Source organism: Castellaniella sp., from assembly GCF_047971665.1.
GTDB lineage: Bacteria > Pseudomonadota > Gammaproteobacteria > Burkholderiales > Burkholderiaceae_B > Castellaniella.
On record NZ_JBKEAA010000009.1, the window covers coordinates 1 to 8,914 of the forward strand.

An 8,914-nucleotide genomic window follows, 5' to 3' on the forward strand; every position below is an offset into this window, starting at 1 on the left:
AAAAGGCCGGGACGCAATGCCCGGCCTTTCCACCCACCCCAGGAAGCCTTACTTCAGTTGCCCGTGGCAGTGCTTGTACTTCTTCCCGCTGCCGCACGGGCAGGGATCATTGCGGCCCACGCGCGGCACCGCGCCGGCCGGCGTCGCGGCCTTCCGGCCCGGCGCGGGCGGCTCGTCCAGCCCCGGATCCTCGCCACGCAACGCCGCGTCGTAGTCGGCATGGTGGTAGCGCACATTTTCCAGCGCGGGCGATGCCGGTTCCTCGACCTCGACCTGTTCGCGCGACTGGATGCGCACCGTCATCAGCACCCTGATCGTCTCGTTGCGCACACGGTCCAGCATGTCCGAGAACAGCGTGAACGCCTCGCGCTTGTAGGCCTGCTTCGGATCGACCTGTGCATAGCCGCGCAGATGGATTCCCTGGCGCAGATGGTCCAGGGACGCCAGGTGGGCGCGCCAGTTCGTGTCCAGCGACTGCAACAGCACAGAGCGCTCGAAAGGCCGCCAGCCCTCCTCGCTGACCAGCGCGACCTTGTCGTCGTACAGGCGCTTGGCCTCGGCCAGCACCCGCTCCAGCAGGTCGTCATCAGTCAGGTTGGGTTCCTGCTCCAGCATGTTGGCCAGCGGCAGGGTGATCGACCAGTCGGATTCCAGCGTCGATTGCAGACCCGGGATGTCCCACTGCTCTTCCATGGTTTCTTCGGGCACGCAGCGGCGGAACACCGCCGTGATCTCCGCGTCGCGCAGGTTGGTGATCGTGTCGGCCACCGATTCCGCTTCCAGGACCTCGTTGCGCTGGGCATACAGCACCTTGCGCTGGTCGTTGGCCACGTCATCGTATTCCAGCAGCTGCTTGCGGATGTCGAAGTTGCGGCTCTCGACCTTGCGCTGCGCGGACTCGATCGAACGCGACACCATGCGCGCCTCGATCGGTTCGCCTTCCGGCAGGCGCAGGCGGTCCATGATGGCACGCACCCGGTCGCCGGCAAAAATCCGCATCAGCGAATCGTCCAGAGACAGATAAAAGCGCGAGGAGCCCGGATCGCCCTGACGGCCGGCGCGGCCACGCAACTGATTGTCGATACGCCGCGACTCATGCCGCTCCGTGCCGATGATGCGCAGGCCGCCGGCCTGCTTCACGGCCTCGTTGGTCGGCACCCATTCGGTGCGGATAGCCTCGATGCGTGCCTCTTTTTCGTCCGCAGACAGACCGGCGTTGGCATGCATCAGGTCGATCTGCTTGTCCACGCTGCCGCCCAGCACGATGTCCGTGCCCCGGCCAGCCATGTTGGTGGCGATGGTGATGTGGCCGGGCTTGCCGGCTTCGGCGACGATCTCGGCCTCGCGGGCGTGCTGCTTGGCGTTCAGCACCTCGTGGGGCAGTCCCTCTTTTTTCAGCGCATTGGACAGCAGTTCGGAATTCTCGATGCTGGTCGTGCCCACCAGCACCGGCTGACCGCGCTTGTGGCAGTCGATGATGTCCGCCAGGATGGCACCGTATTTTTCCGCGTTGGTCTTGAAGACCTGATCGTTCTGGTCCTGACGCACCATCGGCCGGTTCGTCGGGATGATGACGGTTTCCAGGCCGTAGATTTCCTGGAATTCGTAGGCCTCGGTGTCGGCCGTCCCCGTCATGCCCGACAATTTGTCGTACATGCGGAAATAATTCTGGAAGGTGATCGACGCCAACGTCTGATTCTCGTTCTGGATGCGCACGCCTTCCTTGGCCTCGACCGCCTGATGCAGGCCATCGGACCAGCGGCGGCCCGCCATCAGGCGGCCCGTGAACTCGTCGACGATGATGACCTCGCCCTCCTGGACGACGTACTGCTGATCGAGATGGAACAGGTTGTGCGCCCGCAGCGCCACCAGCAAATGGTGCATCAGCGAGATGTGGCGCGGATCGTACAGGGATTCGCCTTCGGGCAGAATGCCCTGGCGCATCATGATCTGCTCGGCCTTGATCTGGCCGGCCTCGGACAGGTGGACCTGCTGGGCCTTCTCGTCGACCCAGAAATCGCCCTCGGGCTCGGGTTCCTGGGGTTTGGGCTCTTGCGTCATGCGCGTCAGCAGGGGCGGCACCGCATTCATTCGGATGTAGAGCTCGGTGTTGTCCTCGGCCTGCCCCGAAATGATCAGCGGCGTGCGCGCCTCGTCGATCAGGATCGAATCCACCTCGTCGACGATGGCATAGGCCAGGCTGCGCTGGCGACGGTCTTCCGGACGGAATTCCATGTTGTCGCGCAGGTAGTCGAAGCCGTATTCGTTGTTCGTGCCGTAGGTGATGTCGGCCTGGTAGGCGGCGCGTTTCTCCTCGTTTTCCTGCTGCGGCACCACCACGCCGACCGTCATGCCCAGAAAGCCGTAGAGACGGCCCATCCATTCGGCATCCCGGCGGGCCAGATAATCGTTGACCGTCACCACGTGGACCCCGCGGCCGTTCAAGGCGTTCAGGTAGACCGCCAGCGTCGCCATCAGGGTCTTGCCCTCGCCGGTCCGCATTTCGGCGATCTTGCCGTTGTGCAGAGCGATGGCCCCCAGCATCTGGACATCGAAGTGGCGCATGCCGAACACGCGGCGGCTGGCCTCGCGCACTACGGCGAAGGCCTCGGGCAGCAGGGAATTCACTGATTGGCCGTCCGCGATCCGCTGACGGAATTCGTCGGTCTTGGCCTTCAGCTCGTCGTCGGACAGGGCCTGCATGGAAGGTTCAAGCGCATTGATCTGCGTGACCTGCTTGCGATACTGCTTCAACAGCCGGTCATTGCGGCTGCCGATGATTTTTTTGAGCAGAGAAACCATATCGTGTCGTCGCTGCGGGCCCGAACGGGGATCGGACGCCGGAAGATTGTGAGGCGCGGCTGCCAGACGGCGGCCGCAGGTAAACGCTGCAGTTTAACGCAGCGCGGCCCCCCCCGCATCGCCGGGGATCCCGGCCTGTGCCACCCGCTCCGCGCCAAGCGCCAGACGCGCGCGGGCATCCTCCTGGATGAACAGCGTCGGGTCCAGAGGGTAGTCCGCCATCCGGACCTCGAAATGCAGGTGCGGGCCGGTGGACCGGCCGGTGCTGCCCACGCGGGCGATCTGTTGGCCCTGGCGCACGATGTCGCCCGCCTTGACCAGCAGACTGGAGGCATGGGCGTAGCGGGTGTGCAGGCCGTTTCCGTGGTCGATCTCCACCATCTTGCCGTAACCGCGCAAGGTGCCCGCCCGCGTCACCAGCCCGCCGGACGCGGCCCGGATCGGCGTGCCGCGTGGTGCGACGAAATCCAGGCCTTCGTGCATGGAGCGGCGACCGCTGACCGGGTTGCGCCGCCAGCCGAACGAGGAACTGAGCGCGGGATAATCGACCGGCGCCAGGGTCGGCAAGCTGGCCTGGAATCCGGTCTGGCGGGACAGCGCCGCATCCATCAGGGTGTAGGCATCCTCCTGGGTTTCCAGGCGCTGACCCAGGGCATCGATGGATCGCCCCAACAGTTCCGCCGAACCGATCACGGGCGCCGGCAGCGATTGCGCGGGAATATCATCCAGCACCTGCACATCATCGCCGTCGGCCGGCTGGTCGGCGCGTTGTCCGGCCGATGCGGCAACCAGGCGGGCGGGAGCGAGTTCGGGCGCCGTATAGTTCAGGCCGGCGGCCTGGGCGACGCGGGCGCGCACAGCCTCCATGGCCAGTACACGGCCCTGCAACTCGCCCAGTTTGTCCGCCAGACCGGCGATGCTGCCTTGCAACGCCGCCGAATCCTGCCGCAGGCGGGCATCGATCGCCTCGCGATGACCGGCATCCAGGTCCGGCGTGCGCCAGGCCTGCCATTGGGCCCCGCCCCAGGCCGCGAGCATCAGGGCGCATACGCCTCCCAACCCGCGCAGCAGCCGCGAGTTAGAATGCAGCCAGAGCGCCGCTCGTCCCGTGTGTGTAGATTTCGTCACTCAAAAATTCCTCATGTCCATGGCGATACCGCGTCGGCGGAACCGATCATCCGGCACTCCGGCCCTGGAATGGCTGGAGTGCCACCCCCAGGGTGCGCACATGATGCGGACCGTGCGCGAACTGCTGGCCATTCAGGCCGTGCTGGCCGGCGCGCTCCCGCCTGCGCTGGCACATCAGACCCGGGTCGCCAAAAAGGATGGACCACAGATCACCGTCATGGTTCCCGGCCCCGCGCATGCCGCCCGGCTGCGTCAGCTGACCGAAGCCGCGGCCCGCCGCATCCGCGACGCAGGCTGGCCTGTCGAACGGATTGTCGTCCGAATCGATGCCGCCATGGGCCGAACCGAGACGGAAAAGTCCCGGCGGGAAGCCGAGCCCCTGGGAGAAAACGCCCTGCGATCCTTCAAGGATCTCGAGCGTCAGGTGGCGCCTGGCCCGTTGGCGGATGCCATTGGCCGACTGCTGCGCCACCATCGTTCGTAAAGGGATCAGGCCGTGCGCCCTGGCACAAGGCACTGAAAACGCCTGGAATCAGGCGAATTGCCAGTCGCGGGTGAAGGCGGCGGGCGCGGTGTCGCGCGACTCGTAGCTGACCAGTTCCCAGCAATCCTGCCGGGCCAGCAACGCGCGCACCAGTTGGTTGTTCATGCCATGGCCGGACTTGCAGGCGACATAGCGCGCCACCAGGGGCTTGCCGGCCAGATACAAATCCCCGATGGCGTCGAGGATCTTGTGCTTGACGAACTCATCGTCATAGCGCAACCCGTCGGCGTTCAAGACGCGGTACTCGTCCATGACGATGGCGTTGTCCAGGCTGCCGCCCCGCGCCAGCCCCATGGAACGCAGGGCCTCGACCTCGCTGGCGAACCCGAAGGTGCGCGCACGCGCAATGGTCTTGACGTAGGAATCCCGGGCAAAATCGATGTCGGCCGAGTTGGCCGTCGAATCGATCGCGGGATGCTGGAAATCAATCGAGAAAGACAGCGCAAAACCATCGTGCGGGTCCAGCCGCGCCCATTTGGCGGAGGGGCCTTCGCCCTCGCGGACCTCGACGGACTTGAGCACACGCAGGAAGCGCTTGGGGGCGGCCTGCTCCAGCAGGCCCGCGCTGCGCAGCAGGTAGACGAACGTGCCCGCGCTGCCATCCATGATGGGGACTTCCTCGGCATCCAGATCGACATGCAAGTTGTCCACGCCCAACCCCGCCAGTGCCGACATCAGATGCTCGACGGTGGACACGCGCACATTGCCCTGCTGCAACACGGAGGCCATGCGGGTATCGCCCACGGCATCCGCGCGCGCGGGCAGATCCACGACTTCGGGCAGGTCCACGCGATGAAAGACGATCCCGGTATTGGGCTCAGCCGGACGCAGCGTGAGAACCACCCGGCGGCCGGAATGCAGGCCAACCCCAGTGGTGGACACGGACTGTTTGATGGTGCGCTGCAGGAGCATGAGAATCCAGACCAAGGAAAGACGGCCCTGCGGATTTCATCCACATGGCCAAAACACTTGCATTGTAATCAATATTCGGGTTTTCCACTATGCCCGAATGTGACCGATCGTCGGACGCGAATACTGACAAGCGGAATCAAAGAGCGAAGACGCATCCTCCCCCAGGGGCAGGGGAAGATGCGCCAGGCGCCGCGAACTGCGCCACGACAGCCGCGATGTGAGGTAATGGCGCCGAAGCGGGCCGATCAGTCAGCCTGCTTGCGCAGGAACGCGGGGATGTCGAAATGATCCATGCCCGCCGTCTCCAGCGCCCGGACCTGGGCCGAGGCGTGGCTGCGCGGATTACGAATCACGGAAGGCACCTCCGTCCCGGAAAAATCGTGACCCACGCCCACCGGCATGTTGTCCGTCCCGGTGCGCTGCGCCTCGACATTGTTCGGCACCAGCTGCGGACGAGTGGCGGCCGCGCCCAGACCGGTAGCCACCACCGTGACACGCAGGTTCTCGCCCATGGACTCGTCGTACGCCGTTCCGAAGATCACCGTGGCGTCGGCCGAGGCATAGCTGCCGATCGTGTCCATGATCTCGCGGGTCTCGCGCATTTTCAGGGAACGGCTGGCCGTGATGTTCACCAGCACGCCGCGCGCGCCGTGCAGATCCACGCCTTCCAGCAGCGGGCAGGCGATCGCCTGCTCGGCCGCGACGCGGGCCCGGTCTTCACCGGCAGCCACGGCGGTCCCCATCATGGCCTGGCCCTGCTCGCCCATGATCGTCTTGACATCCTCGAAGTCGACGTTGACGTTGCCCTCGACGTTGATGATCTCGGCGATCCCGGCGCAGGCGTTGTGCAACACATCGTCGGCAGCCCGGAAACAATCTTCCTGCGTGGCGTCTTCGTCCATCAACTCATAGAGATTCTCATTGAGGACGACCACCAGCGAATGCACGTGGCGGGACAGTTCGCGGATGCCTTCTTCGGCCATGCGCATGCGCTTGCTGCCCTCGAAAACGAAGGGCTTGGTGACCACGCCGACCGTCAGGATGCCCAGTTCCTTGGCGACCTCGGCCACCACGGGACCCGCCCCCGTACCGGTGCCCCCGCCCATGCCGGCGGTGATGAACACCATGTGGGCGCCATTGAGCGCCGCGCGGATTTCCTCGCGGGCGGTCTCGGCAGCTGCCCTGCCCTGCTCGGGTTTGGCGCCCGCGCCCAGACCTGTGCGTCCCAGACGGATCTGGACCGGCGCCTCGCTGGTGATCAGCGCCTGGGCATCCGTATTCGCGCAGACGAAATCCACGCCCTGCACGCCCGAATGAATCATATGCGAAACGGCATTGCCGCCCGCGCCACCGACACCGACGACCTTGATCACGGTGCCATTTCTGCTGGTGTCCAGCATTTCAAAATTCATCATGGTTGACTCCCTCACATACGATGAAACGAATAACTTCCCCTGAAAAGCTCATGCACATGGCAGCTTTGACGCCACTCAGTTCATGAACCACTCCTTCATGCGCGCCAGAATGGATTTAACGGTTCCCTTCTGTTGCGCCACCTTGCGGCCGCGGGCGCGCTGCAAGCGCGCCTCGGTCAACAAGCCCATCACCGTCGAGAAGCGCGGATTGCGCATCACGTCGGCCAGACTGCCCTCGTACATGGGCACAGCGACACGAACCGGCTTGAGGAACACATCCTCGGCCAGCTCCACCATGCCCGGCATGAGCGCCGTCCCGCCCGTCAGCACGACGCCGGACGACAGCAATTCTTCATAGCCGGATTCGCGCACTACCTGCTGCACGAATCCGAACAGTTCTTCCATGCGCGGCTCGATCACCGCGCCCAGCGCCTGGCGCTTGACGTTGCGGTTGGGGCGATCTCCCAGCCCCGGCACCTCGATCATTTCCTCGGCATCGACCAGCGCCTGCTTGGCAATGCCATGACGCAGCTTGATTTCCTCGGCATCCGGCGTCGGCGTGCGCAGCATGGCAGCGATGTCGCTGGTGACCTGGTCGCCGGCGATCGGAATCACCGAAGTATGGCGGATCGCGCCGCCGGTATAGATGGCGATGTCGCTGGTGCCGCCGCCGATGTCCACCAGCACCACGCCCAACTCCTTTTCATCGGCCGTCAGGCAGGACAGGCTGGACGCGAGCGGCTGCAGGATCAGATCCTGGACCTCCAGGCCACAGCGGCGCACGCACTTGACGATGTTCTGGGCCGCGCTGACTGCGCCGGTGACAATGTGCACCCGCACTTCGAGACGCATGCCGCTCATGCCGATCGGCTCGCGGATGTCTTCCTGCGCATCGACGATGAATTCCTGCGTCAGCACATGCAGCACCTGCTGATCGGTCGGGATGTTGACTGCCTTGGCCGTCTCGACCACGCGCGCGACATCGGTGGCGGTGACCTCCTTGTCCTTGACCGCGACCATGCCGCTGGAATTGAAGCTGGTGATGTGACTGCCGGCGATGCCTGTATAGACCTCGCGGATCTTGCAGTCGGCCATCAGCTCGGCTTCCTCGAGCGCGCGCTGGATCGAGTTCACGGTGGACTCGATATTGACCACCACGCCCTTGCGCATGCCTTCGGATTCGTGCTGTCCCAGGCCCAGCACCTCGAACCCGCCGTCGGGCAGGATTTCAGCAACGACGGCGGCCACCTTGCTGGTGCCGATATCGAGTGCAACGATCAGGTCTTTGATGTCACGTGTCATGGTCTGGTCGATTGGGAGGATGCTGAGGGTTCAGGAGACAAGGAGATCGCGAATCCATTCGGATAGCGCAGATCGGCGCTGGAAATCATGCGCCCGCCCAGGCGCCGGGTCAGTTCCGGCCAGGCCTGGACAAAGCGTTCGATACGGGCGGCAAACGGCAGGGCGCCGGAGCGCCCGTGAGGATCGGCGGCATCGGCGGCCGGATCGCGACCCAGGGTCAGCCGCACATCATCGGACAGGGCGACTTCCCAGGCATAGCGCGGCGTCAGGGTGGCCTCGCGCACGCTCAGGCCCAGCGGCGCGAACCAGCGGGCGATCTCGGCATACCGCTGCACCACCAACCGCTCGGAATTCGCCGGACCATTCAACTGGGGCAGATCCAGATCATCCGGCAGTTCCCCCTGGTTGGCCGTAAAGGCTTCGCCCCAGGTATTGATCATCTGATTCTCGTTCCAGAAAGCCAGCGGCTGCTGCTCCTCGATCCGCACCTGCAGCGTGGACGGCCACACACGCCGGATGATGGCGTGCCGCACCCAGGGCGCGGCTTCGATGCGGTTGCGGGCCGTATCAAGGTCCATCAGAAAGAAATTGCCCTGGACCTGACCCGCCAGGGCGGTCTGCAGGCTCAACGGCGTGACGTACTGCAGGGCCGAACTGGTCGCCGAGGACAGTTCGATCCGGTTGATGGAAAAATAGGGTCGCCGGATAGTCCAGAGCACCGCGCCGACCACGATCGACAACACCGCCAGCAACGCCAGCAGGTTGGCAATCAGATTGGTCAGGCGGGCTTCGGCGAACACGTCCGGTCTCC

Annotated in this window: 7 protein-coding genes; 1 reads left to right on the plus strand and 6 read right to left on the minus strand. The window is 64.8% G+C overall.

The genetic code is table 11. The features are described from left to right. Positions 1-48 precede the first annotated feature (48 nt). Positions 49-2,802, minus strand: a complete 2,754-nt coding sequence (gene secA / locus ACK5JE_RS02275) for a preprotein translocase subunit SecA (RefSeq protein WP_416800100.1) — start codon at positions 2,800-2,802, stop codon at positions 49-51. A gap of 93 nt (positions 2,803-2,895) precedes the next feature. Continuing rightward, positions 2,896-3,930 carry a M23 family metallopeptidase gene (locus tag ACK5JE_RS02280; protein ID WP_416800101.1) on the minus strand — a complete coding sequence of 345 codons (1,035 nt, stop codon included), beginning with the start codon at positions 3,928-3,930 and terminating at the stop codon, positions 2,896-2,898. 100 nt (positions 3,931-4,030) lie between these two features. Between ACK5JE_RS02280 and ACK5JE_RS02285 the strand changes: the two genes are divergently transcribed. Continuing rightward, entirely contained in the window at positions 4,031-4,414 is a 384-nt protein-coding gene (locus ACK5JE_RS02285; RefSeq protein WP_416800102.1) for a DciA family protein, read from the plus strand. Positions 4,415-4,462: 48 nt separating this feature from the next. Here ACK5JE_RS02285 and lpxC read toward each other — a convergent pair whose 3' ends face one another. The 4 genes from lpxC to ACK5JE_RS02305 all read right to left on the minus strand — a co-directional run bounded on the left by lpxC (position 4,463) and on the right by ACK5JE_RS02305 (position 8,903). After that, positions 4,463-5,386, minus strand: a complete 924-nt coding sequence (gene lpxC / locus ACK5JE_RS02290) for a UDP-3-O-acyl-N-acetylglucosamine deacetylase (protein ID WP_416800103.1) — start codon at positions 5,384-5,386, stop codon at positions 4,463-4,465. 245 nt (positions 5,387-5,631) lie between these two features. Continuing rightward, positions 5,632-6,801 carry a cell division protein FtsZ gene (gene ftsZ / locus ACK5JE_RS02295; protein WP_416800104.1) on the minus strand — a complete coding sequence of 390 codons (1,170 nt, stop codon included), beginning with the start codon at positions 6,799-6,801 and terminating at the stop codon, positions 5,632-5,634. 75 nt (positions 6,802-6,876) lie between these two features. Then, positions 6,877-8,103 carry a cell division protein FtsA gene (gene ftsA, locus ACK5JE_RS02300; protein WP_416800105.1) on the minus strand — a complete coding sequence of 409 codons (1,227 nt, stop codon included), beginning with the start codon at positions 8,101-8,103 and terminating at the stop codon, positions 6,877-6,879. Further along, positions 8,100-8,903: a cell division protein FtsQ/DivIB gene (locus ACK5JE_RS02305; RefSeq protein WP_416800106.1), complete on the minus strand. Its 804-nt coding sequence runs from the start codon at positions 8,901-8,903 to the stop codon at positions 8,100-8,102. Before ACK5JE_RS02305 ends, ftsA begins: the two co-directional genes overlap by 4 nt. Positions 8,904-8,914 lie beyond the last annotated feature (11 nt).

What these genes read in the sequence shown, in the direction of transcription:
- secA (WP_416800100.1), bottom strand. Translation starts at nt 2,802, where the DNA reads ATGGTTTCTCTGCTCAAAAAAATCATCGGCAGCCGCAATGACCGGCTG.
- ACK5JE_RS02285 (WP_416800102.1), top strand. Translation starts at nt 4,031, where the DNA reads ATGATGCGGACCGTGCGCGAACTGCTGGCCATTCAGGCCGTGCTGGCC.
- lpxC (WP_416800103.1), bottom strand. Translation starts at nt 5,386, where the DNA reads ATGCTCCTGCAGCGCACCATCAAACAGTCCGTGTCCACCACTGGGGTT.
- ftsZ (WP_416800104.1), bottom strand. Translation starts at nt 6,801, where the DNA reads ATGATGAATTTTGAAATGCTGGACACCAGCAGAAATGGCACCGTGATC.
- ftsA (WP_416800105.1), bottom strand. Translation starts at nt 8,103, where the DNA reads ATGACACGTGACATCAAAGACCTGATCGTTGCACTCGATATCGGCACC.